This is a genomic window from Geobacillus sp. WSUCF1 (assembly GCF_000422025.1).
GTDB lineage: Bacteria > Bacillota > Bacilli > Bacillales > Anoxybacillaceae > Geobacillus > Geobacillus zalihae.
Genome location: NZ_ATCO01000126.1, coordinates 1 through 21,170 on the forward strand (window position 1 = coordinate 1; position 21,170 = coordinate 21,170).

At 54.1% G+C, this 21,170-nt stretch carries 18 protein-coding genes, 4 pseudogenes and 2 riboswitches; of the genes and pseudogenes, 12 read left to right on the forward strand and 10 right to left on the reverse strand.

The features are described from left to right. The first annotated feature begins 95 nt into the window (after positions 1-95). The 3 genes from I656_RS18740 to I656_RS18750 are packed head-to-tail and all read left to right on the forward strand — an operon-like array spanning position 96 to position 560. The gene (locus I656_RS18740; RefSeq protein WP_013523245.1) at positions 96-251 is read left to right on the forward strand and encodes a hypothetical protein; all 156 of its coding nucleotides are present in this window, start codon (positions 96-98) and stop codon (positions 249-251) included. After that, a complete protein-coding gene (locus I656_RS18745) occupies positions 248-415 on the forward strand; it encodes a hypothetical protein (RefSeq protein ID WP_011230441.1) in 168 nt (55 codons plus the stop codon). The genes I656_RS18740 and I656_RS18745 overlap by 4 nt, the downstream gene beginning before the upstream one ends. After that, positions 408-560 (forward strand): hypothetical protein, encoded by a 153-nt coding sequence (locus tag I656_RS18750; protein ID WP_013145978.1) that lies wholly within the window; start codon positions 408-410, stop codon positions 558-560. Before I656_RS18745 ends, I656_RS18750 begins: the two co-directional genes overlap by 8 nt. An 80-nt stretch (positions 561-640) precedes the next feature. Here the strand turns inward: I656_RS18750 and I656_RS04425 are convergent, their stop codons facing one another. Next, on the reverse strand, positions 641-2,413 hold the full coding sequence (locus I656_RS04425) for a B12-binding domain-containing radical SAM protein (RefSeq protein WP_033006183.1): 1,773 nt from the start codon (positions 2,411-2,413) through the stop codon (positions 641-643). A 265-nt stretch (positions 2,414-2,678) separates the two neighbouring features. Here I656_RS04425 and I656_RS0116210 point away from each other — a divergent pair. Then, positions 2,679-4,893 (forward strand): annotated as a pseudogene (locus I656_RS0116210) (PAS domain S-box protein). Further along, positions 4,883-5,377, forward strand: coding sequence for a methylated-DNA--[protein]-cysteine S-methyltransferase (locus I656_RS04420; RefSeq protein WP_015374243.1), 495 nt, complete (start codon positions 4,883-4,885; stop codon positions 5,375-5,377). The pseudogene I656_RS0116210 and the gene I656_RS04420 overlap by 11 nt, the downstream one beginning before the upstream one ends. 387 nt (positions 5,378-5,764) lie before the next feature. Here I656_RS04420 and I656_RS04415 read toward each other — a convergent pair whose 3' ends face one another. The 6 genes and pseudogenes from I656_RS04415 to I656_RS0116220 form a co-directional block, all read right to left on the reverse strand. Beyond that, positions 5,765-6,778, reverse strand: coding sequence for an ABC transporter permease (locus I656_RS04415; protein ID WP_033006184.1), 1,014 nt, complete (start codon positions 6,776-6,778; stop codon positions 5,765-5,767). Then, complete coding sequence (locus I656_RS04410) at positions 6,720-8,270, reverse strand: sugar ABC transporter ATP-binding protein (protein ID WP_020755939.1); 1,551 nt, start codon at positions 8,268-8,270, stop codon at positions 6,720-6,722. The genes I656_RS04415 and I656_RS04410 overlap by 59 nt, the downstream gene beginning before the upstream one ends. A 7-nt stretch (positions 8,271-8,277) precedes the next feature. Then, positions 8,278-9,426 (reverse strand): sugar ABC transporter substrate-binding protein, encoded by a 1,149-nt coding sequence (locus I656_RS04405; protein WP_020755940.1) that lies wholly within the window; start codon positions 9,424-9,426, stop codon positions 8,278-8,280. Next, the gene (mtnA, locus tag I656_RS04400) at positions 9,413-10,480 is read right to left on the reverse strand and encodes an S-methyl-5-thioribose-1-phosphate isomerase (RefSeq protein WP_020755941.1); all 1,068 of its coding nucleotides are present in this window, start codon (positions 10,478-10,480) and stop codon (positions 9,413-9,415) included. Before mtnA ends, I656_RS04405 begins: the two co-directional genes overlap by 14 nt. Before the next feature lie 69 nt (positions 10,481-10,549). After that, a pseudogene (gene mtnK / locus I656_RS0116215) lies at positions 10,550-11,738 on the reverse strand (S-methyl-5-thioribose kinase). A 138-nt stretch (positions 11,739-11,876) separates the two neighbouring features. Next, a riboswitch (SAM riboswitch) is annotated at positions 11,877-12,045 on the reverse strand. 94 nt (positions 12,046-12,139) lie between these two features. After that, positions 12,140-12,953, reverse strand: a pseudogene (locus I656_RS0116220) (carbon-nitrogen family hydrolase). Positions 12,954-13,050: 97 nt separating this feature from the next. Here I656_RS0116220 and I656_RS04395 point away from each other — a divergent pair. The 5 genes from I656_RS04395 (at position 13,051) to I656_RS04375 (ending at position 17,650) form a co-directional block, all read left to right on the forward strand. Continuing rightward, positions 13,051-14,226, forward strand: coding sequence for a pyridoxal phosphate-dependent aminotransferase (locus I656_RS04395; RefSeq protein ID WP_033006194.1), 1,176 nt, complete (start codon positions 13,051-13,053; stop codon positions 14,224-14,226). A 136-nt stretch (positions 14,227-14,362) separates the two neighbouring features. Next, a riboswitch (SAM riboswitch) is annotated at positions 14,363-14,471 on the forward strand. Between the two features lie 77 nt (positions 14,472-14,548). After that, complete coding sequence (gene mtnW / locus I656_RS04390; RefSeq protein WP_033006186.1) at positions 14,549-15,790, forward strand: 2,3-diketo-5-methylthiopentyl-1-phosphate enolase; 1,242 nt, start codon at positions 14,549-14,551, stop codon at positions 15,788-15,790. Further along, positions 15,787-16,449 carry a 2-hydroxy-3-keto-5-methylthiopentenyl-1-phosphate phosphatase gene (gene mtnX / locus I656_RS04385; RefSeq protein WP_020755950.1) on the forward strand — a complete coding sequence of 221 codons (663 nt, stop codon included), beginning with the start codon at positions 15,787-15,789 and terminating at the stop codon, positions 16,447-16,449. Before mtnW ends, mtnX begins: the two co-directional genes overlap by 4 nt. Further along, entirely contained in the window at positions 16,446-17,078 is a 633-nt protein-coding gene (locus I656_RS04380; RefSeq protein WP_015374252.1) for a methylthioribulose 1-phosphate dehydratase, read from the forward strand. Before mtnX ends, I656_RS04380 begins: the two co-directional genes overlap by 4 nt. Before the next feature lie 29 nt (positions 17,079-17,107). Then, entirely contained in the window at positions 17,108-17,650 is a 543-nt protein-coding gene (locus I656_RS04375; RefSeq protein WP_015374253.1) for an acireductone dioxygenase, read from the forward strand. Positions 17,651-17,738: 88 nt separating this feature from the next. Here the strand turns inward: I656_RS04375 and I656_RS0116225 are convergent. After that, positions 17,739-18,472 (reverse strand): annotated as a pseudogene (locus I656_RS0116225) (ZIP family metal transporter). A 216-nt stretch (positions 18,473-18,688) separates the two neighbouring features. On the opposite strand from I656_RS0116225, the gene I656_RS04370 reads away from it, so the two are divergent. Further along, complete coding sequence (locus I656_RS04370; RefSeq protein ID WP_014195273.1) at positions 18,689-19,138, forward strand: MarR family winged helix-turn-helix transcriptional regulator; 450 nt, start codon at positions 18,689-18,691, stop codon at positions 19,136-19,138. Positions 19,139-19,227: 89 nt separating this feature from the next. Further along, entirely contained in the window at positions 19,228-19,794 is a 567-nt protein-coding gene (locus I656_RS04365; RefSeq protein ID WP_033006192.1) for a phosphate propanoyltransferase, read from the forward strand. A 61-nt stretch (positions 19,795-19,855) separates the two neighbouring features. Here the strand turns inward: I656_RS04365 and I656_RS04360 are convergent, their stop codons facing one another. Further along, the gene (locus tag I656_RS04360; RefSeq protein WP_014195275.1) at positions 19,856-20,404 is read right to left on the reverse strand and encodes a short-chain dehydrogenase; all 549 of its coding nucleotides are present in this window, start codon (positions 20,402-20,404) and stop codon (positions 19,856-19,858) included. An 18-nt stretch (positions 20,405-20,422) separates the two neighbouring features. Next, on the reverse strand, positions 20,423-21,170 hold a 748-nt coding region (locus I656_RS0116230; RefSeq protein ID WP_033006197.1), incomplete at its 5' end, for a S9 family peptidase.

Below are 21,170 nucleotides of genomic sequence, written 5' to 3' on the forward strand. Positions count from 1 at the left end.
CTTCGCTTTGCTTGAAGTGGGAGTCTTCTTTCGGAACTATGATAAAACGCACCTGAACGAGGCATGATAAGAAAAAATGCGAAAGGAGGATGGGTGTGGCCAACGTCGCATTTCCAGTCGCTCGTCTTCATGACGGGACGCTTCGCCAGCTCCAGCAACTCGAACAGCGGCTGCGTGAAGAAACAGGAGAAGAAATTGTGCTTGTCGCTTATGAGCGGAAAACGGTTGATGAGGAGGAGACGAAACGATGATGAAGCGAAAAGTGAAATTTGACGCAGCGAAAAACAACAATAAAACGCCAACGGAAAGTTTGCCGGATACCGAATTTGCGGCACAATATGCCGGCGAGGAGGACATGATCCGCGGCGCGAACCGCAATTCGAAAAAAGGGAGACAAGGAGGCGGCGATGGGTAAAGAGCATAAGGAGCGGCCCGCTCGAACGAATGAAGAAATGGCGTTTGAATGGGGCGATTTCGCTCGTGATCAGCCGTTTTGGCTGATCGAGGAGCAAAAGCAAGCAAAGGAGAAGGAGACAAAACAAAAAGAGCCGCCGCGGTGAGGCCGCCGTTTTGATGGGATTGGATTGGTGGGTGGACAAAGAAGAGCGCTGGAAACAGCGCTCTTTTTTCGCTTGGGCGTTCAAGCCGATGCGGATGACGCAAACAGGGTGGAAAGCGGTGCAGAAAAGACCGTAGCTCCTGTGCCCGACGGGTCGAAATAGGCGACGATGGCCGTTGGCGCAAACGAGAGCTGCTTCGCGGCGATATAGCGGCCGACATCGACCGGCACGATTTCAACGACCGTATGTTTAAACAATTCCTTTTCCCCGAGCCCGAGGGCGGCAAAGTCCTCCCCAAGCACCTCGGGGCGCTCAAGCAGCGCGCGGTAGACGGTCGTGCGCGTCGTTTTCTCCGTTTTTTCTTCCCACCACGGCTTGCGCGGTTTGTATTTTTGGTTGCGCAAGTAGTCGTATTTCATGAGCGATTCGGCGACAGGCAGGGCATCTGGCGCACACGTACGTAAAAACTCATGCAGGCGGCGGAATAAATCCTCAAGCTGATGGCCAATGCGCGCCCAGCCGCGCTCATCCCAATACGTGCCAAACTGCTGGAAAAAGTCAAACGGCGATGGGAACACATCGGTCACCAAGTACTCGATCGTTTCGTCCATTCGATGGGCGTTCCAATACTTTTCGAGCACGTCTTCCACTTGCTTGATGCGGATGACGTCATCAAACGACAAGACGTTGTTGGCGAGCACTTCGTATGGCGCATGGTCCATATACACATAGCCGTACTCCTCGGCGCGCAGGCGCAACCCAGTGCCGCGCAGCAGTTTCAAAAAGCCAAGCTGCAGTTCTTCCGGGCGAAGGGCGAACACGTCGTTAAACGTCTTTCGGAACGAGTTGTAGTCTTCTTCGGGCAGACCGGCGATCAAATCCAAATGCTGGGCGATTTTCCCGCCTTCTTTAATCATCGTCACCGTTCGCGAAAGTTTTGCGAAGTTTTGCTTGCGCATAATGAGACGGTTCACTTCGTCGTTTGTCGACTGGACGCCGATTTCAAAGCGGAACAGCCCGGGCGGCGCCTCCTTGTTTAAAAACTCGATGACCTCCGGGCGCATAATGTCGGCGGTAATTTCAAACTGAAATACCGTGCCCGGTACATGTTCGTCAATTAAAAAGCGAAACATGTCCATTGCATAGCTGCGGCTGATGTTGAACGTCCGGTCGACGAACTTGATCGTCCGCGCTCCGTGCTTCATTAAATAGCGTAAATCATCCTTGATTTTTTCACGGTCAAAATAGCGGACACCTACTTCAATCGAGGACAGGCAAAATTGGCAACTGAACGGGCAGCCGCGGCTTGTCTCCACATAGATGATCCGGTTCGGAAGATGTGGGATGTCTTCCGGAAAGCGAAACGGCGACGGCATATCAGCAAGGCGGAGCTTGTTCCGTTGTGGATTCATGACGATGCGGTCTCCATCGCGAAACGCCAGCCCTGCGACATCTGCCACTTCTTTGCGGCCTTCTAAGGCAAAGAGCAGCTGTTTAAACGTTTCTTCCCCTTCACCGATGACGATAAAATCCAATTCCGGCACCCGCTCCATCCATTCACGCACATCGTACGACACTTCCGGTCCGCCGGCGACGATGACAATATTCGGCGCTGCTTTTTTCAACAGCTTGACGACTTTGATCGTTTCTTCAATGTTCCAAATGTAGCAGCTGAAGCCGATGACATCCGGACGGCGTTGGTACAAATCAGTCACAATGTTCAGCACCGGGTCTTTGATCGTATACTCAACAAGCTTGACGTCAAATTCGGGCTGAGCGTATGCTTTTAAATAGCGGATGGCTAAATTCATATGAATGTATTTGGCATTCAATGTCGCACAGACGATGTTCATCGCAACAAAACCCCTTTGTCTATAATATAGCAGCAAAACTCCTTTGTCTATAATTTATAGATGCAATTGGAAGCTTTCATTTGGCTTTAAGCGAGGGGGGGAGAGTTGACTATCATGCAGTTTAGCCAAATGAAAAAGCAGAAAAACTTGTCGAACATTGTGGAAAAGAATTTTAAAAAATCTTCGTAAATCAAGGGAGGAGTAAATTTTTCCACATCGAATATATATTTCGTTGAATGGTTTGAATAGACAAGGAGAGATGGATATGGCCCAAAGCCTTTCTCCTCGGGAAGAACAAAATGCATCGACGGATGTGCGGTCGCTTGAAGAGGAAAATCGGCGGTTAAAAGAGCGGTTGAACAGTTATTCGATCATTTTTGAGCGGTCGCTCGATGCGATCGTGATTTTAAATAAAAACGGTGAATTTGTCGATGTGAACGAAGCGGCGTGCAAGCTGTTTGAGATGGATAAGTTTTCGTTGATCGGCCATTCGTTTTCTTCGTTCCTCGAACTTGTGCCGCCCGATATTTTGCTGTTTCAGCGCTCGATGTTGCAAAAGTTCGGTTCGTTCAGCGATGAACTGCTCATCAAACTGCCGGACGGCAAAGTGAAGCATGTGGAATTTTCGATGAAAAAGGATGTGTTCGACGAATTTGACCTTGTCATGATGCGCGACATCTCAGCCCATAAGGCGCTTGAGCGCGAACGCATCATTCATGAGTTTTTGTTTCGCGACGTATTCAACCGCGCCGTTGACGGCATCGTCATTTTCGATGAATTTGGGCGGTTTATCGATGTCAATCCGGCGTTTTCGATGAGCTTGAACTTGGAAAAAGGAAAACTGCTCAATTTGTCGTTTCAGCAGTTCGTCGCCCGCGAATGCGCCAATGAGTTCGCTCGGCTGCTCGCGGAAGTGAAAGAAAAGGGAACGGCCAAAGGCGAGTTGTCGCTTGTCCGCCCGGACGGAACGGTGAAAATGTTTGAGCTGACGGCGACTTCCAACGTCTATAGCGGGTTTTACATGGCCATTATGCGCGATGTGACAGAAAGAAAAAATATGGAAATCAAGTTGCAAAAAAGCGAAGAACGGTTCCGGGCTATTTTCGAACAAGCGCATGAGGCGATCCTCATTTGGGACGATTTTGGCTACATATTGAACGCCAATCCGGCGGCGAGCCGGACGTTTGAGCTGCCCTTGAATTTGCTTGTGCGCCGCAATTTGTTTGATTTTGTCGACTATGGGGACGAAAAGGTGAAACGCATTTTCAGCGAGTTCCGGCGCAAAGGGGAAATCCGTGACGAGCTGACGTTTCATATGCCGAACGGTGAGGATAAGCAGCTCGAGTTCACCATGAAAAAAGGAGCGATCGACGGGTACCACTTGACGATTTTCCGCAATGTGAGCGAGCGGCGGAAAATCGAGCGCGAGCTGCGCGAAAGCGAGCAAAAGTTCCGGAGCATTTTCGATCATGCGATGGATGGTATTTTGCTTTGGGATGCCAAGCATCGGATCATCGACGCCAATCCGGTTGTCTGCGGCATTTTTTCCGTCGAAAAGGAGGCGCTGCTTGGCCGAATGGTGGTCGAGCTCGTTCCGGAGCGGGCGCGCCGCCAGCTCAATAAGCTGCTTCAACAATGCCAACGCACCGGCGAAGCGAGCGGCGAGGTCGAATTTTTCGACGAGGGAAAAGGGAGAATTATTGAGTTTTCACTGAAAAAGGAAGTGATTCCCGCGTCGGGATGATGATGCTGCGCGATGTGACCGAGCGCAAGGAGATGGAGCTGCAGCTGCGCAAGTCGGATACGCTCAACGTCGTCGGGGAATTGGCCGCCGGCATCGCCCATGAAATCCGCAATCCGATGACGGCGCTAAAGGGTTTCATTCAGCTGTTGCAAGGAAGCATTGACGGCGACTATTCGATGTATTTTAATGTCATTATGTCGGAATTGAAACGGATTGAGTCGATCATCACCGAGTTTCTGGTCCTGGCGAAGCCCCAGGCGGTGCAGTACAAACAAAATGATATCTGCAAAATTATGCAAGACACGATCGATTTGATCAGCGCCCAAGCGATGATGCACAACGTGCAAATCATCGCCGACTTCGAGCGCGGGCTGCCGCCGGTGTATTGCGAGCCGAATCAGTTGAAGCAAGTGTTCATCAATATTTTGAAAAACGCCATCGAAGTGATGCCAAAAGGCGGGGACATTACGGTGCGCATCACCCGCGCCGGGTGCTATGTGCGCATCTCCATCACCGACCAAGGATGCGGCATTCCAAAAGATAAAATCAAAAAGCTTGGCGAGCGTTTTATACGACGAAAGAACGCGGCACCGGCCTCGGCTTGATGGTCAGCTATAAAATCATAGAAGAGCACCAAGGGAAAATTGAAGTGGAAAGCGAAGTCGGCGTCGGCACGACGTTCCATATCACGTTGCCGATCGAACGAATGGAAAGAGAGGACGACGATGACGATTGAATATGCAGTATACCGCTCAGAGCTGCTCGGCGACATTTACGTCGCCTCCGACGGCGACGCGATTGTCAAAGTCGAGCTGTTTCCAGAAGAATGGCGCGCGTTCGCCGGCGAACATTCGGTTGTCAAAAGCTGGTCGCCGCTTCTTGAACGCGCGCTTAGGCAGCTGGATGAGTATTTCCACGGTCGACGCCAAGTATTTGACTTGCCGCTGAAGTGGAAGGGAACAGCCTTCCAAGAAGAGGTGTGGGCGGCGCTTTGCCGCATCCCATACGGCGAGACGGCGACATACGCTGACATCGCCGCGCAAATCGGCCGCCCGAAAGCGGTGCGCGCCGTCGGCCAGGCAAACCGGGCGAATGAACTGTCGATTCTCGTTCCGTGCCACCGTGTTGTCGGCAAAAACGGCGCTCTCATTGGCTATGCCGGAAGCCGCACCGATGTGAAGGCGAAGCTGTTGGAGCTTGAGCGCCGCTTACGTAGATGACGCTCTTGCGTTCGTGGAACAGGCAAAGAGTTTGGAAGGCGTTGTATGCGGATGCTGCAATGAAGCAGGCGGAAAAAGAAGCTGATGGCTTGTCTATATAGATGCAATTTGAAGCTTTACCATTTATAGCTTTTATCAAGTATTTGATCGACTGTCGGGCGACCGAACAACGCCGCTTAAAGACCCATATATGGGTCTGTGAAGCAGGTGGTTGTTCGGTCTTCCGTCACGCCAAGGCGTGACGGGGCAAGCCTGTTGCTTGCCTTCGACAGTCGAAAATGGACAAACCGCTTTTCCGTCAAGGATATGGTAAACTTCTTCGTTGCATCTATATGAAAAACGCGTCTGCCCCCGAGGATTGCCATCCACGGGGGCAGAGATCGGGCGTTATTTTTTTTGCCAATGCGACAAGGCGAGGGCGCCGACTAAAATGGCGCCTTTTATAATGTCTTGGGCGTAATACGGAACGTTCATCATCGTCAAGCCGTTCAGCAACACGCCCATTAAAATCGAGCCGAACAATGTGCCGATGACGTTCGGCTTGCCGGCGCCAAAGACGGAAAAGCCGATGTAGGCGGCGGCGACGCTGTCCATTAAAAGAGAGGCGCCGGCCGACACTTGCCCGGTGCCGATGCGCGAGGCAAGGACGATGCCGCCTAAGGCCGCAAAAAACCCGCTGATGACGTATGCATATGTCCGATAGCGGTTGACCGGGATGCCTGAGAGCCTTGCCGCCTCGCGGTTTTCCCCGGTCAAATAAAAGAGGCGGCCGGGTTTCGTGTACGTTAAAAACAGATGAGCGGCAATGACGACAAACAGCATAAGCAAGACAGAAAACGGTACGCCGAACAGCTCTCCCTGGCCGATAAATAAAAAGGAAGGAATGAATTTGCCCGGCGCCGTGCCGCCATCGGGCAGCGGCATGTCGTTGTAGATCGAAAACCCTTTCGTATAGGTGAGCTGCACGCCGTTAATGGCGTACATCGTCGCCAATGTTGCGAGCAAATCGGGCAGTTTGAATTTGACGATCAACAACGAATTAAGCAGCCCGACGGCGACGCCGAGCAACAGCGGCACGAGCAAGGTGACGAAAATTTCTTGGCGATGCAAGACAAGCGCCGCCGCACTGGCAATCGTCGCCAAGCTCACTGTCGAACCGACCGACAAATCGAAGCCGTCGACGATGAGCGAAAATGTAATGCCAATGGCCACCAAGGTGACGATGGAAATGGAACGCAAAATGTCGCTGAAGTTTTCATAGGTGAAAAACCGGTCTTGTGTCAGGCCAAAATAGGCGATTACAGCCAAAATGGCAAGCAGTGTGCCATGTTTATACAAAAATTCAAGAATGAACGGCGCCGCTTTTTTCGACGGCGGCGCGGAAACGGCTGGCTGGCTCATGGATCTCACCTCCGCTGCAATAGTAAACAAGCTGTTCATACGTCAGTTCAGCGGCCGGCAGGCGGGTGAGTAGCCGGCCGTCAGCCATGATGTAGATGGTGTCGCACACCTCAAGAAGCTCGTGAAATTCACTCGAAAAATATAGTACTGTTTTTCCTTCATCGGCGAGAGCACGGATGATGGAAAACACCTCTTGTTTGGCGTGGACATCGATTCCTTTCGTGGGCTCGTCGAATAGAAAAACACGCGCGTTTGTGTTCAGCCATTTGCCGATGACGACTTTCTGCTGGTTGCCGCCGCTCAAGTGGCGAACGACGGTGGTGCTTGACGGCGGATGAACACCTAGCGAGCGGACGAGCCCGTCGGCTTCAGCCGCTTCTTTCGCCCGGCTGATCCATTGCCAGCGCGACAGGCGGGAAAGAAGGCGGACGGTCAAGTTCGTTTTCACTGACTCGGGCAAGAACAGCCCTTGTTTGCGCCGTTCTTCCGGAATAAGACAAAGGCCGGCGGCAATCGCTTCATGCGGCGATGAAAATGTATAGCGCCGGCCGTCAAGTTGCCATTCGCCAGACGTCTTCCGGTGGGCGATGAGGCTTTCAGCGAGCTCCGTTTTGCCGGCGCCAACCAAGCCGGCGATGCCGACGATTTCGCCGCGATGGGCGTAAAGATCGACCGTCGTGCCGGTTTTTTCGATCGTGATCCCACGGACGGCAAAGGCGATGTCGCTTCCATGCGCGCGCGTTTGTTTCATGGCGGCGGCTCGCCTTGTTCCGGTCATATGAAGGACGATGTCTTCAAGCGGCAAACCGAGGGCGGAACCATGGTAGACGACGCGGCCGTCGCGCAAAATCGTCAGCCGGTCGGCGATTTCCTGCACTTCTTTCAGTTTATGAGAGATGTAAATAAAGCCGACGCCTTGCTGTTTCAGTTCCGTGATGATGGCAAACAGCCGCTTCGTTTCGGCTTCGCTCAAGGCGGCGGTCGGTTCGTCCAAAATGATGTAGCGCGCATTCGATGACAACACTTTGGCGAGCACGATCAGCTGTTTTTCATGGAGCGAGCAGTCGCGCACGAGCTTTGCCGGCGAAATGGCAAGGCCGACGCGGCGAAGCAGAGCAGCGGCCCGTTCTTTTTCCCGGCGCAGCGAGCGGATCGGCTGTTTCTTCACATCAGCGAGCTCATCAGCCGCCAAGTTTTCGTAAACGGGCAATCCTGGGAAAAGCGCCGTGTCGACCTCTTGGACGACGAAGCCGATGCCGGCTCGTTTCGCGTCAAGCGGCGACGAAAAGGTGCAGTTGACGCCATCGATCGTGATCGTGCCGGCGTCGGGAGGAATGGCGCCGGCCAAAATGTTCATGAGCGTGCTTTTGCCGGCGCCGTTCATGCCCAAAAGGGCGTGGACTTCGCCAGGACGAACGTCGAAGTCCACGCCGTCAAGCACGCGCACGGCGCCAAACGATTTTTCCATGCCCCGCATTGACAACCCGTTCATTTTTTGTTCACCTGGCTTCCAACGTTTTCATCCACGGCGAGATGGCGACATTGGATTGCCCCCAGCCCGGAATGTATTGCGAAAGCTCATTCATCGACACTTGTTTGTCCGGAAGATCGGACCGTTTCACTAAATGCGGCTCAAGCGAGTAAATGTTCGGCGTTTTTTCTCCGGCGATTTTTTGATACGCGAACCGCACTTGGACGCGGCCGACTTCGGCTGGGTCCGTCGCCGTTGTCGCCACCCATGGGCTGTTTGGTTTTTGGATCATTTGCAAGTCTTCATCGCTCAAATCGATGCCATACACTTTAATTTCCGTGCGCCCGGCTTGCTCGATGGCGCGCGTCGCCCCTTTGGCGAACTCGTCCCAAGTTGCGAAGACAGCGTCAATGTCGCCTTTGTTCGGGTATTTTTTCAAAATCGCTTCCATTTGCGTTTGTGTGTCCAAAGCTGTGTTGGCGCTCGCCGTGCCAAACTTGGCAATTTCTTTAATGTTCGGATAGCGTTTTTTGAACGCGTCATAAATGATATGGCGGCGTTCCATCGGGGTAAAGCCGCCGACCCAAATCGTGACGATGTTGCCTTCCCCGTTTAAGTCTTCTGCGAGCGTTTTTAATGTTTTCCAGGCGAGGCTGTAGTCGTCTTGGTCGATGACGGTGACGCCGGGAATGTTCAAATCGTTGTCAAATGCCACAACTGGAATGCCTTTGGCGACGGCTTTTTTCACCGGGCCTTCGAGCGCATCGGCGCGGCCGTGGTCAAGCAAAATGGCGTCAACATTTTGCGTAATGGCCGTCTCAACGTACGATGCCATTTTGGTTAAATCGTTGTCGGCGTTGTAAATTTGCACCTCGCCGCCGAATTTTTGCACTTGTTCTTTGACGCCGGCGATGTATTGCGATGAGAACGTGCCGATGGACAGTTGCATAATGGCGGCGATTTTCACCGGCTTTTTCAACTTTTCAGGAATGGCCGCTTGCTCGTCGCTTGTTGCCGTCGAGTGGCTGGATGTCGTTTCCGTTTTGTTGTTCGTGGTCTTGGCTCCGTTGGCTGGCTTGGAGCTCACGGCATCTTGCTCGTGTGTGCAGCCAGTCAAGATGGAGAACACGGCAAAGAAAAGAAGAAAAAGGGAAGATAAGGCCTTAAATCGTTTCATGTTGCTCCTCCTTTGTGAATAATGATGGCAGCGTTGCGTTGTAATTGCCGCGAATGATGCCTTTTTCGGTAATGATCGCGGTAATGAGTTCGTTTGGCGTTACGTCAAACGCCGGATTGTATACGTTGACGCCTTCCGGGGCGATGCGTACGCCGGCGATGTGGGTCACTTCATCCGGATGGCGCTCTTCGATCGGGATGTCCGCACCTGTTTTCGTCGTCAAATCGATCGTGGACAACGGCGCAGCGACGTAAAACGGAATGTCAAACGACTTCGCGAGCAAGGCCAGGCCGAACGTGCCGATTTTGTTCGCCGTATCGCCGTTTTGCGCGATCCGGTCGGCGCCGACGATGATGGCGCCAATGCCTTTCGCCTTGATCGCTTGCGCTGCCATGTTGTCGGTGATGAGCGTCACATCAACGCCCGCTTGTATCAGTTCCCAAGCGGTCAGGCGCGCCCCTTGCAACACCGGCCGCGTCTCGAGAGCGTAAACGGATAGTTCAATTCCTTTTTCTTTCGCCAAATAAAACGGGGCGAGCGCCGTTCCGTAGCGGGCGGTGGCGATCGAGCCGGCGTTGCAGATCGTCATCACCCGATCGCCCGGACGAAAGAGCGACAACGCGTATTCGCCGATGCGGCGGCACACATCCTCATCTTCCACTTGAATGCGAATCGCTTCGTGGACGAGCGTCGTTTTGGCCTCGTTGACGGAAAGGGCGTCGGCCGCAGCGGTGACGAGCCGATCGAGCGCCCAAAACAAGTTGACGGCAGTCGGCCGGGCACTGGCTAGGTAGTCACGATCTCGTTTCAAGCGACGGCGGAATTCATCGACCGACTCGGTGTCATAGCTCGAAGCGGCGAGCGCCAAGCCATAGGCGGCAGTGATGCCGATCGCCGGCGCGCCGCGCACTTTCAGCGTGGCGATCGCGTCATATACGTCTTCAATGGTGTGCAAGTCGATATATTCCGTGACTGTTGGAAGTTTTTGTTGGTTTAAAATCGTCACATGCGTCTCGCGCCATTCGACTGAGCGCGGGATGGCAAATGTGCTCATTGCTGTCTTCCTTTCTTTTGGCGTTGTTCGTTTGTCCGGCCCGTCGCCGGCGGGCCGGATCGAATGGCATTACTGCTTGGTTTCGGCGAGCAGCCGGCGGAAGCCATCCGTTCCTGTCAGCTCAGCCCGCTCAATGATCAAGCGGCGGCCGAGGCGGAGCGCATGCCGTTTGGCAACAAGCCGTTCATCTTTGTGCTCGATGCCGTCAAGGTCCGCCACATGGGCGAGGCCGATCGTCCGGCGGATGACTTCGCAGCCGGCAAAGCCGACAGCATCGATGAACGCGTGCCGGAGCACGTCCTCGAGCAAGCCCGGCGTCGCGGCGTACGTTTCCACGCTCTCGGTGCGCCAAAGGGTTGAGAACACGGACGCAAAGACGTCCCATGTCCGGTCGATGTGGTCAAAGAGCGGTTGGCGCTCTAATTCAGGGCGGGACAACGCATTTAACAGCAAATTGGCGAAAAATTGGCCAAGGTCAAACCCGATCGGACCGTAAAAGGCGAATTCCGGGTCGATCACTTTCGTTTCGTCGGCGCTTACGAAAATGCTGCCGGTATGCAAATCGCCATGCAAGAGCACATCGGCTTCGGTTAAAAACTTGCGCTTCAGCTTTGCTGCTTCTAGGTGCAAGCGGTCATCGCGCCAAAGCGCTTCAACGTCTGGGCGCAATTCGTCTTCAAAGTTGTTCGTTTCGTGGTCAAAAAACGGGTCGGTGAAGACGAGGTCTTCCGTGATTTTGCACAGTTCCGGATTGACGAAGCTTTGCGCCAATTTCTTTTTCTCTTGCTGGTTCATGCCGAAATCAGACGTATAAAACGCCGTCTTGGCGACAAACTCGCCGATATGCTGGGACAAAAGCGGATACGTTTTTCCTTCGATCAACTTTGCGGGCGATTTGCAAACGGGATAAGTCTTCCATCACCGTAATGGCGAGCGATTCGTCAGAATAGTAGACTTTCGGCACGTATTGCGGCACATAGCTCGCAAACGTGCGCAGCGCGTTGCTTTCGATGACGGCGCGCTTTAACGTAAGCGGCCAGCTTTCGCCGACCACTTTGGCGTACGGCAACGCTTGTTTGATGATTACGCCTTGCTTTGTTTCTTGGTCGACGATATGAAACACTAAGTTCAAGTTGCCGTCGCCGATCTCGCGGCACAAAAGAGGCGCCCCGTCGCGGAATAAGCCGAGGCGGACAGCGAGAGATACCGCCTTCGGTTCGGTCAGCGGTTCGTAAACCGATGTTTGAACAGTGGTCATTGCCTTGTTCCCCCTTTTTTCATTTCGCTCGTTTTCAAATGCCGGTTCTGACGCGCGCTAAAACTCGGCGTTTCCGACAAATGAAAAAGCCTCTTTCGCATACGGAAAGAGGCTTGAAGATTCATTCGTTCTTCGCGCCTCTTATCTTTCAGAAAGACATCGGTCTTTCTGTTGGACTTAGCACCGTGCCCTGCGGAAGCATGACGCTTCCGGCGCCGCCCTTGGCGTGCGCCCTATCTCACGATAGCATTACGGTCGGTTGCTGGGCTTCATTGGGCCAATTCCCTCAGCCAACTCTTGATAAGAGTACCGATTTCTTGTATTCAGTTTCGGGAATTTTCACGATGTTCTCAATCGTTTGGTTGTTTGATTCGAATGATACATGGTCGGCCAATCGATTGTCAATACGTTTTGAAAAAATTTTTTGCCGTTTCATAGTCGTGCGGCCGGCGGTCGGCAAACACCGGGATGCGCGCACGGACGTCCGCAACGAGCGCGGGATCGATGTCGGCCGAGAGAATGCCCGGCTTCTCGTCCGCCTCGGCGATCACTTCGCCCCATGGGTCGATGACGAGCGAATGGCCGGCAAAGACGTTGTTCGGGTCGCGGCCAGCCCGGTTGCAGGCGACGACGTAGCATTGGTTTTCAATCGCCCGCGCCATCAAGAGCGTCCGCCAATGGTGCAGGCGGGGAAGCGGCCATTCGGCGACGACAAACAGCACTTCCGCCCCAGCCAAAGCATGGGCGCGAATCCACTCCGGAAAGCGGATGTCATAGCAAATGACCCCGGCGCATGAAAGCCCGTCGAGCGAAAACAAGCCTAAGCTGCTTCCCGGCTGCAAATACAAATGTTCATCCATCAATTGGAACAGATGGAGTTTGCTATATTCGCCGACGATTTGACCGTTCCGGTCGGCCACGATCATCGTGTTCGTCACGCCGGTTGTTGTTTTTTTTAGCGACCGAGCCGGCGACGAGATGGATGCTGTGTGCTTGCGCTAGGCGGGAGGCGAACGCTTTGGCCCGTTCGGCGCCTTCGTCGGCAATCTCATCTAGGCGCGTCAAATCGTAGCCGGTCGTCCATAATTCCGGCAGCACGATGATATTCGCGCCGTCCTTGACGGCCGATTCAATGGCGCTTTCCGCGCGCCGTTCGTTTTCGTTCGGGTCGCCAAACGCAATATCAAGCTGGAGGCAGGCGATGCGGATCGTCATGAGTTTTCACCTCGAAAAAATTTTGCTTTACATTTTGCTTTTTAGGATATATGATGTTGCACTAGAATTTCAAGAATTTTTTAAGAAGGTGTGGGCGATGACGATGGAAATTCCTTTTTCCGAGTTGCTTGAGCAGCTGCCAAAGCAATTTTTCGCCTCGCTTGTCGCAAAAGTCGGGGAGAAAATCAAGGCCGGATGCGACGTGATCAATTTAGGGCAAGGCAACCCGGATCAGCCGACGCCAAAGCATATCGTTGAGGCGATGCAGCGGGCGGCGGCTAATCCGAAATACCATAAATATTCGCCGTTTCAAGGCTACTTCTTTTTGAAAGAAGCCATCGCCGCGTTTTACGCGCGTGAATACGGGGTGAACATCGATCCAGACCGCGAAGTCGCCATTTTGTTCGGCGGCAAGGCCGGGCTTGTCGAGCTGCCGCTTTGCCTCGTCAACCCGGGCGATGTGGTGCTGGCCCCGGACCCGGGCTATCCGGACTATTGGTCGGGGATCGCGCTTGCCCGCGCGCGGATGGAAATGATGCCGCTTGTTGCGGAAAACGGTTTTTTGCCGGACTATGAAGCCATTCCGGCGGCAGTGGCCGACCGAGCGAAGCTCATGTTTTTAAACTATCCGAACAATCCGACCGGCGCAACGGCGACAAAGGAATTTTTCGCGGAGACGGTGGCGTTTGCCGCCAAGCACGGCATTGCCGTCGTGCACGATTTCGCTTATGGGGCGATCGGCTTTGACGGCCGGAAACCGGTCAGCTTCCTGGAAGTCGATGGGGCGAAAGACGTCGGCGTCGAAATTTATACGTTTTCGAAAACATACAATATGGCCGGCTGGCGTGTGGCGTTTGCCGTCGGCAACGAGCGGATCATTCGGGCGCTTGAGCTTTTGCAGGATCATTTGTATGTCAGCTTGTTCGGCGCCATCCAGGAAGCGGCCGCCGCGGCGCTCCTTGGTCCGCAAGATTGTGTCACGGAGCTGGTCGCATTGTATGAGGCGCGCCGCAATGCGTTCATCGCTGCGCTCTGCGAGGCCGGCTGGGAGGTGCAGGCGCCATCCGGGTCGTTTTTCGCCTGGCTTCCGCTGCCAAAAGGCATATCATCCGCTGAGTTTGCCGACATGCTGCTTGAGCGGGCGCACGTCGCCGTTGCCCCAGGCATTGGGTTCGGCGAGCACGGCGAAGGGTATGTGCGCGTCGGTTTGTTGACCGATGAAGCGCGGCTTCGCGAAGCGGCGGAGCGGATCGGGCGGCTCGGATTGTTTTGAAAAATAGAGCGGCAATGAACTACTGTCTGGTGACGGGGCAACTGTTTTGAAAAAAATGATTGACAACGGCGGCAAAGGCTGTCATAATTCAAAGTAAATTTGCCAATCGTTTGACAAGTGCATAAACGAGCAGGCTTTCTTATCAAGAGCAGGCGGAGGGACGAGCCCAATGAAGCCCGGCAACCGGCTTGGCGCACGCTAAGCACGGTGCTAATTCTTGCAGCGGAAACGCTGAGAGATAAGAAGAGCGCCATGACTGAATGACGCCTCTTCTTAGGAAGGGGCTTTTTTATTTCGCCATATATTGAAAGAGGGATGGACGATGAGTGCAGTCATTGCGACGTATTTGCTTCATGACGAGAAAGACATTCGCAAAAAGGCCGAAGGGATCGCGCTCGGCTTGACGGTCGGCACATGGACCGACTTGCCGCAGCTGGAGCAAGACCAGCTCCGCAAGCATAAAGGGGAAGTCGTTGCGGTCGAGGAGCTTGAGGAAAGCGACCGGACGAATGCGTACTTCGGCAAGCGGCTGAAGCGGGCGATCGTCAAAATCGCCTATCCGACGGTGAACTTCAGCGCCGATTTGCCAGCATTGTTGGTGACGACGTTCGGCAAGCTGTCGCTGGACGGGGAAGTGCGGCTGCTTGATTTGGAACTTCCAGAGGAGTGGAAACGGAAGTTCCCGGGACCGCGCTTTGGCATCGCCGGCATTCGCGAAAAGGTCGGAGTGTACGACCGCCCGCTGTTGATGAGCATTTTCAAAGGCATCGTCGGCCGCGATTTGGCGTATTTGACATCAGAGTTGAAAAAGCAAGCGCTTGGCGGCGTTGACTTGGTCAAAGATGACGAAATTTTGTTTGACAGCGATCGTCTGCCATTTGCGAAGCGCATTACAGAAGGCAAAGCGGCGCTCGAAGAGGTGTACGAACAAACAGGCAAGCGGACGCTGTACGCCGTCAACTTGACCGGCAAAACGTTTGAGCTGAAAGAGAAGGCGAGACGAGCCGCCGAGCTTGGTGCTGATGTGCTGTTGTTCAACGTGTTCGCCTATGGATTGGACGTCCTGCAAGGGCTGCGGGAAGATGAAGAGATTTCCGTCCCGATTATGGCCCACCCGGCGTTCAGCGGCGCCATCACGCCGTCGGAGTTTTACGGCGTCGCCCCGTCGCTCTTGCTTGGAAAACTTTTGCGTCTTGCCGGCGCCGATTTTGTGTTGTTCCCGTCTCCGTATGGCAGCGTCGCTTTGGAGCGCGGGCAGGCGCTTGGCATCGCCCAAGCGCTGACCGATGAACAAGAGCCGTTTGCCCGAGCGTTTCCAGTGCCCTCGGCCGGCATCCATCCGGGCTTGGTGCCGCTTCTTGTCCGCGATTTCGGCCGTGACAGCATCGTCAACGCCGGCGGCGGCATTCACGGCCACCCGGACGGGGCGATCGGCGGCGGAAAGGCGTTTCGCGCTGCCATCGACGCGGCGCTGGCCGGCCGTCCGCTCCGTGAAGCGGCGAAAGACAACGAGGCGCTGCAAAAGGCGATCGACCGCTGGGGCGCCATTGAGGTGGAAGCATGACGAAACAGCTCGTTCTCTTTTGTGATTTTGACGGCACCATTACGGAAAACGACAACATTATCGCCATTATGAAACAGTTCGCCCCGCCGGAGTGGGAGGCGTTAAAGGACGACATTCTCGCCCAGCGCATCTCCGTTCAGGAAGGCGTCGGAAAAATGTTTTCACTTCTTCCGTCGGCGCTGAAAGAGGAGATTGTTGACTTTTTGCTTAGCACCGCCCGTTTGCGCGAAGGGTTCCGTGAGTTTGTCGCGTGGACGAAAGAGCAAAGCATCCCGCTCTATATCGTGAGCGGCGGCATCGACTTTTTCGTCTACCCACTGCTTGAAGGGCTGATTGAGCCGGAGCGCATTTTTTGCAACGGCTCTGACTTCAGCGGTGAGACGATCCGCATCACATGGCCGCATGCATGCGACAGCCAGTGCCAAAACGGCTGCGGCTGCTGCAAGCCGTCGCTATTGCGCAGGCTCGCCCGCCCCGACGGGTATCACGTCGTCATCGGCGATTCGATCACCGACTTGGCGGTGGCCAGGCAAGCCGACTATGTGCTGGCGCGCGATTTTCTGCTTGAAAAATGTCAAGAGCTTGACCTGCCGCACGCGCCATTTGCGACGTTTTTTGACGTGATGGATGCGTTGCAGCGAATGGAGGTGATCGTATGAGCATCGTCGTGAAAAAGTGGAACGAGCTTGCGGAAGTGAAAGCCGAGCTCGCCGCCCGCGATTGGTTTTTCGCAACAAGCGGCAATTTGTCGATCAAAGTGACGGACGACCCGTTGACGTTTTTGGTGACAGCGAGCGGCAAGGATAAGCGGAAGCAAACGGATGAGGACTTCTTGCTCGTTGACGCTGCCGGCCGACCAGCGGAGAAAACACATTTAAAGCCATCAGCGGAGACGCTGCTGCATGTGGAAATTTACAACCGCACAAACGCCGGTTGCGTCTTGCACGTTCATACCGTGGACAACAATTTGATTTCTGAACTGTATGCGTCAAACGGGGAAGCAGTCTTTTCCGGCCAGGAAATCATCAAGGCGTTTGGCATTTGGGAAGAAAACGCCGCAGTGCGCATCCCGATCATTAACAATGACGCCGACATCCCGACGCTGGCTCGGGAGTTTGCGAACCATGTTCATGGCGACGCCGGCGCCGTGTTGATCCACAACCACGGCATTACCGTCTGGGGACGAACGGCGTTTGAAGCGAAAAAACATTTGGAAGCGTGGGAGTTTTTGTTCAGCTGGCAGGTGAAGCGGCTGCTTTTGCAACGGGCCGGCCTGCCGGTTGGTTAATATACATCTTTTAGAAGGGGGATTTTGACATGGCCGTCATCAAAGTGAGAAAAACGGGCCAAGTGATTGAAGGAGAAGACAATGTGCGCGCGTTTTTGAACAGTCAAGGGGTGTTGTATGAACATTGGGACATCACGAAACTGCCGGAGCATTTGCGTGACAAATACGTACTCACGGATGAAGAGAAAAATGAAATTTTGGCGACGTTCAAAGATGAAATTGAAGATTTGGCGGCGCGCCGCGGCTACAAAACATGGGATATCGTCGCTCTGTCCGATGCGACGCCGAACTTGGATGAACTGCTGAAAAAATTTGAACAAGTGCACATCCATACGGAAGATGAAGTGCGCGCCATTACGGCCGGCCATGGCATTTTCATCATCAAAGGCGACAAAGAGACCGGCTATTTTGACGTCGAGCTTGAAGCCGGCGACGTCATTTCCGTGCCGGAAGGGAATCCGCACTACTTTACGCTCATGGACGACCGCCAAGTCGTAGCCGTCCGTCTGTTCATCGACCCGTCCGGCTGGGTCGCCCATCCGTATGAAGAAAAAGAAGAGGCCGTCCAATAATGAGAACACCCCGCTGCCAGGCAAGGCAGCGGGGTGTTTCGTTCTGTATGGAGAGGAGCGCCTGTCTCGATGACGGAAGGGGGGATCGTTAAAACGATTCGGTTAACAAAATCATAAACAAAATGCCGATAATAAACGCGTACGTCGAGATCCGTTCGTTGCCGTCGCCATGACTTTCGGGAATGAGTTCTTTGTAAATGATAAACAGCATCGCCCCGGCGGCAAACGCCAACCCGTATGGAACGAGGCCGCGGAAGAGAGAGGTTAAATAAAAGCCGAGCAAAGACGTCACAATTTCGACCGCGCCGGTTAACGTGGCAATGACAAACGCTTTAAAGCGGCCAATCTGCTGATTGACTAAAAACAAGGCGACCAAAAATCCTTCCGGCGCGTTTTGCAAGCCGATGGCCAATGCGATCAAATTGCCGATTTGCGAAGCGCCGTCTGAGGCGTAGCTCACCCCGACTGACAGCCTTCGGGGAGATTGTGCATCGCAATGGCGGCGATGATGAGCATCGCCTTTTCGTCGAATTGCAAGCCGCTTTTCGTATGCTCCAAGTCGATATGGGGGACGGTCATCTCAAGCAACGTTAACACGAGCACCCCCGCCGCCAATCCGATGGCGAGCGCCTCAAAACCGCCGGACCGCAGGGCCTCGGGAATAAGACTTGTCATCGAGGCCGCCATCATAATGCCGGCTGAAAACGCGAGGAGCACATCGCGCCAGCGGTGGGTGAGCGATTTGGCCATAAACAAAATCGGCACAGCGCCAAGTCCGGTCGATAAGGCGGACAGCACACTGCCGGTCAATACCCCGTTCATCCAATTCCCCCTTCATCAGCCTTTATTTTTTCATATGCGCCGTTTCCACAAATGTGACAATCGCCCAAGCGCTGCCCTATAACAAAATTATCATAGCGAAAGGAACGGCCGCTGGCGAGAAAAATGGACCAGCGCCTGGCAAAAACGGTTGCCTGCCTGTTTGCTGTTCAAGTATAATGCAAGTAAGAAATGGTTAAATGCAAAGGGTTGGATGGCATGGAACAAAAAGAGCAAGAACTCGAGCAATCGCTAAAGTTGTTTATCGTATTGTCGCGGGCTTACCGCGCCGTAAGCGACCAAGTGAACAAATCAATCCACTCATTCGGGGTCAATCCGACCGAATTTGCCGTGTTAGAATTGTTATACCATAAAGGGGATCAGCCGCTCCAGCAAATTGGCGAAAAAATTTTGCTGGCGAGCGGGAGCATCACCTACGTCATTGACAAACTGGAAAACAAAGGATTGATCGTCCGCCGCGCCTGCGAAAAGGACCGGCGCGTCACGTACGCGTCCATTACAGAAGAGGGGCGGCGGTTTATTGAACGCGTATTTCCCGAGCATGCGGAAAAAATTCACGAAACGGTTTCGGCGCTGACGGCGGCAGAAAAAGAGCAGGCGATTGCGCTGCTGAAAAAATTAGGATATGGGGCAAAAACAAGGGGCTGACGCGAGGTCGGCCTCTTTAATTTTGCCGGAAATGGATACGTTATATAAAGAACATACCATAGCCAGCAAAAAAGGAGAGATCACCATTGATGGTTCCAGTAGGGGTATCGAATCGCCACATTCATTTATCAAAAGAACACATGGCGGCGCTGTTTGGCGAAGGCGCCGAGCTGACGGTGCTCAAGCCGTTGTCGCAGCCTGGCCAGTTCGCCGCCAAGGAAACGGTGACGGTCGAAGGGCCGAAAGGGAAAATTGAAAACGTCCGCGTCCTCGGACCGGTCCGTTCGCTCACCCAGCTTGAAATTTCGAAAACCGACAGCTTCAAGCTCGGCGTCGCGCCCCCGGTCCGCTTATCCGGCGATATTGACGGAACGCCGGGCATTACGATTCACGGACCGAAGGGGACGGTGACCGTCGACAAAGGGGTGATCATTGCCAAGCGCCACATTCATATGACGCCGAAAGATGCCGAGACGTTTGGCGTCCGCGATAAACAAGTTGTGAAAGTGAAAACGCAAGGGGAGCGGGCGCTCATTTTTGACGAAGTGATCGTCCGCGTCAGCGAAGATTTTGCATTAGATATGCACATTGACACCGATGAAGCGAACGCGGCCGGCTTGAAAACGGGCGATTATGTCGAACTGCTTCCATCGTGAAACCATCCGCGCCAAAGGCGGACAAAGCGCCCTCTCGGTACAAACGAGAGGACGCTTCCCATTAATGCGGCCGCTTCTTCTCTGATGCTAGTGTGCCGACAAGATGAAACGGCGCATCACGCCGAATGGCGTCAATGACGCCGCTGCTGATTTCTTGATGGGTGAGCCAACGCGTGCTGTGCTCTTCGATCACGAAGCCAAGCTGAATTTGCCGGTACAGGCAAGCGGAAGACAAACGGAGTTCCCGCTTTGCCTCGGCCGGATGGGCCCGGCTGCCGAGCACGTGGAACAGACGCCAAGGACCGGGATGTCTGCTATTTTCCCGGATGATGGCCGGAAACGCCTGTTTCCCGTCGCTGTGCACCCATGCGACAACAAGGTCGAAGGCTCTGTTTTCATTGATTGTTTGGTGAATCAAGGAACATAGTACATCATGATCGCGATAATCGACCAAAAGCGGGGTAATGGCCTCCAGATGTGCGGCGCGGGCGATGAGCCGTTCCATCCGTTCCCTGTTCCGGGCGACGATGGATACATGGTACCCTTCTCGCACGAGCCAAAGCGACACGTCGGTTAACATGCCTGTCCCACCGATGACGAGTGCGTGCATGGTGGTTCTCCTTTCGGATTAATGCGATGCTCCTTTCAAATAGCGGTCAAACCAGTCGACGATATGGCGAAGACGCTCAAGCCGAAGAGCAGGGTTGCCGGTGCGCGACAAATCGTGGTTGGCGTCCGGAAAGCGGACGAGCTTTGTTTCCCGCCCGAGCTGCTTTAAGGCGACAAACAGCTGTTCGGCCTGCTCGATTGGGCAGCGGTAATCGCGTTCGCTATGCAAAATTAACAGCGGTGTGCGCATGTGTTTGACGTATTTGAGCGGCGAATGATGCCAAAGCCGCTCAGCGTCTTCCCAAACGTCGCAGCCGACTTCCCATTTCGTGAAAAAGTAGCCGATGTCGCTCACGCCGGAGAAGCTGAGCCAGTTGGAAATCGAACGTTGAGTGACAGCCGCTTTGAATCGGTCGGTATGCCCAACGATCCAGTTCGTCATAAATCCGCCGTAGCTGCCGCCGGTGACGCCAAGCCGTTCTTTGTCAATAAAGTCGAACTTGCTGATGGCGGCGTCGACGCCAGCCATAATGTCTTCATAATCCATGCCGCCATAGTCGCCGCGCACCGCATTGACAAACGACTGGCCGTATCCGTGGCTGCCGCGCGGGTTCGTAAACAGCACGGCATAACCGGATGAAGCGAGCAGCTGCAATTCATGGAAAAACGTAAATCCATACATCGCATGCGGCCCGCCGTGAATTTCGACGACAAGCGGCGCCTTTTCTCCTTCGTCAAGCTCAGGCGGTTTCATCCTATTTCGCGCA

What these genes read in the sequence shown, in the direction of transcription:
- I656_RS18745 (WP_011230441.1), top strand. Translation starts at nt 248, where the DNA reads ATGATGAAGCGAAAAGTGAAATTTGACGCAGCGAAAAACAACAATAAA.
- I656_RS18750 (WP_013145978.1), top strand. Translation starts at nt 408, where the DNA reads ATGGGTAAAGAGCATAAGGAGCGGCCCGCTCGAACGAATGAAGAAATG.
- I656_RS04425 (WP_033006183.1), bottom strand. Translation starts at nt 2,413, where the DNA reads ATGAACATCGTCTGTGCGACATTGAATGCCAAATACATTCATATGAAT.
- I656_RS04420 (WP_015374243.1), top strand. Translation starts at nt 4,883, where the DNA reads ATGACGATTGAATATGCAGTATACCGCTCAGAGCTGCTCGGCGACATT.
- I656_RS04415 (WP_033006184.1), bottom strand. Translation starts at nt 6,778, where the DNA reads ATGAGCCAGCCAGCCGTTTCCGCGCCGCCGTCGAAAAAAGCGGCGCCG.
- I656_RS04410 (WP_020755939.1), bottom strand. Translation starts at nt 8,270, where the DNA reads ATGAACGGGTTGTCAATGCGGGGCATGGAAAAATCGTTTGGCGCCGTG.
- I656_RS04405 (WP_020755940.1), bottom strand. Translation starts at nt 9,426, where the DNA reads ATGAAACGATTTAAGGCCTTATCTTCCCTTTTTCTTCTTTTCTTTGCC.
- mtnA (WP_020755941.1), bottom strand. Translation starts at nt 10,480, where the DNA reads ATGAGCACATTTGCCATCCCGCGCTCAGTCGAATGGCGCGAGACGCAT.
- I656_RS04395 (WP_033006194.1), top strand. Translation starts at nt 13,051, where the DNA reads ATGACGATGGAAATTCCTTTTTCCGAGTTGCTTGAGCAGCTGCCAAAG.
- mtnW (WP_033006186.1), top strand. Translation starts at nt 14,549, where the DNA reads ATGAGTGCAGTCATTGCGACGTATTTGCTTCATGACGAGAAAGACATT.
- mtnX (WP_020755950.1), top strand. Translation starts at nt 15,787, where the DNA reads ATGACGAAACAGCTCGTTCTCTTTTGTGATTTTGACGGCACCATTACG.
- I656_RS04380 (WP_015374252.1), top strand. Translation starts at nt 16,446, where the DNA reads ATGAGCATCGTCGTGAAAAAGTGGAACGAGCTTGCGGAAGTGAAAGCC.
- I656_RS04375 (WP_015374253.1), top strand. Translation starts at nt 17,108, where the DNA reads ATGGCCGTCATCAAAGTGAGAAAAACGGGCCAAGTGATTGAAGGAGAA.
- I656_RS04370 (WP_014195273.1), top strand. Translation starts at nt 18,689, where the DNA reads ATGGAACAAAAAGAGCAAGAACTCGAGCAATCGCTAAAGTTGTTTATC.
- I656_RS04365 (WP_033006192.1), top strand. Translation starts at nt 19,228, where the DNA reads ATGGTTCCAGTAGGGGTATCGAATCGCCACATTCATTTATCAAAAGAA.
- I656_RS04360 (WP_014195275.1), bottom strand. Translation starts at nt 20,404, where the DNA reads ATGCACGCACTCGTCATCGGTGGGACAGGCATGTTAACCGACGTGTCG.